Raw genomic sequence first — 1,977 nt, forward strand, 5'->3', positions numbered from 1 at the left:
CACATTCTGGGGGAAGGGAGTTAGCCAAGGACATTCCGACGCAGTTAGAAGAATAGCGGGTGTAAAGAATGCAGTACAATATACATTGCCGAAACAAGAAATTATAGAAGATATATATAATGTAGAGAGAGATTTAAAATCATACGAAGCTCATTCCAGAGAAGTATTTGTTGTAGCTGAAGAAGGTGTAGATAAAGAAGCTATAAGAAGAGAAATAGTTACAATGAAAAATTATTTTGACGAATATGAAACTACTGTACACTTTATATCACAAGAAGAATTTGAAAGGGAACATACGGGAATGCCTCACGGAGGTCATGTGATAAGAGTTGGAGAAACTCCAAATGGAAAGGAAGTTTATAAATTTACACTTGAATTAGATAGCAATCCTGATTTCACAGCTTCTGTAAATGTGGCTTGTATAAGAGCTTGCCAAAAATTTTTTGAAAATAATAGTTTTGGAGCTCATACTGTTCTAGACACTCCACCAATATATTATATTGACTTCAATTCACGAAATGCCATTGAAAAATATTTGTAAACTATATTTAATTTTATAAACATAAGGGTATAAAAAAATTGGCTCTATTAAAAATTTTTAAATTTATATAGTAAATATTTTGACACTAAAAAATTTATTATGTAAAATAAAGAGCGTGTTTATAAATATTATACTAATGGGAGGAATCGATGGAGAGAACAGTAGTAGAACTAGGGATGTTTGAGACCCTGTTCTTAGCGGTAATAGGTATATATTTGGGTGATTTTTTAAGAGCTAAGTTCCCGGCACTTAAGAAATACTGTATACCTTCAGCGGTAGTAGGTGGAACAACAATAGCAATCATAACAATGATTTTATATTATGCTAACATTTTAGAACCAAATTTTGACTTCAAAACAGTTAATACTTTGTTCTATTGTATATTCTTTGCGGCAAGTGGTACAGCTGCAAGTATGGCACTTTTGAAAAAAGGTGGTAAGCTAGTAGTAATCTTTGCAATTTTAGCAGCAGTATTATCAGCAGGACAAAATGCGGTTGCTTTAGGAGTAGGTTCAATTTTAAAAGTAAACCCTCTTATTTCAATGATGACTGGTTCAATTCCTATGACAGGTGGACATGGTAATGCTGCAAGTTTTGCTCCAATAGCTGTTGAAGCTGGACAATCAGCGGCAATGGAAGTTGCAATAGCTTCAGCAACATTTGGTCTTATCGCAGGTTCTATGCTAGGTGGACCTTTTGGTAACTTCTTAGTTAAGAAATATCACTTTGAAGACCCTGAACTTGATAACAATTCAAGAACTCTAACAGATACAGTTTCTGATATTTTATTCAACAAAAAGACTGTTATGTCAGCTGTATATATGTTGATGGTTGCTTGTGGTATAGGTCAAGTTATATTCTTAATACTAAAATATTTCGGACAAAACTTCCCAATACACGTTTGTTGTATGTTCGGGGGTATTATGGTTAGATTATTCTTAGATAAAACTAACAGAGTTAACGACAGTATTTTAGAAGCTTTAGATACAGTTGGAGAGTTCTCTCTTGGATTGTTCGTATCTATGTCAATCGTAACAATGAAGTTATGGCAATTGGCTGGACTAGGCGGACAATTAGTAGTACTTCTAATAGCGCAAGTTGTATTCATCTTACTATTCGTTTACCTATTAACATTCAGATTATTAGGAAAGAATTACGATTCAGCAGTTATGGCAGTAGGTCACCTTGGATTTGGTACAGGAGCTGTTCCAGTTTCAATGACAACTATGAAAACTGTTTGTGATAAGTATAGATACTCTAAGATAGCATTCTTTGTAGTTCCAGTAATCGGAGGATTCATCAGTAACATTACTAATGCAATCATAATTACTAAATTCTTAGACATTGCACTTAAATTAAACGCAGGTATGTAAGAACATTTTATAGCAGGGCTTAGGCTCTGCTATTTTTATGGATTTTATTAAAAGATAAAGCTA

Annotated in this window: 2 protein-coding genes; both read left to right on the plus strand. The window is 33.4% G+C overall.

Going from position 1 to position 1,977, the window contains the following annotated elements:
• Nucleotides 1-541: diaminopimelate dehydrogenase (locus HMPREF9129_RS05020; RefSeq protein ID WP_004821022.1), on the plus strand; the 541-nt coding region annotated here is incomplete at its 5' end.
• Nucleotides 542-690: 149 nt separating this feature from the next.
• Entirely contained in the window at nucleotides 691-1,914 is a 1,224-nt protein-coding gene (locus tag HMPREF9129_RS05025; protein ID WP_004821024.1) for a sodium/glutamate symporter, read from the plus strand.
• The last annotated feature ends 63 nt before the right edge of the window (nucleotides 1,915-1,977 follow it).

Source organism: Peptoniphilus indolicus ATCC 29427 (assembly GCF_000227315.1).
Taxonomy (GTDB): Bacteria; Bacillota; Clostridia; order Tissierellales; family Peptoniphilaceae; genus Peptoniphilus; species Peptoniphilus indolicus.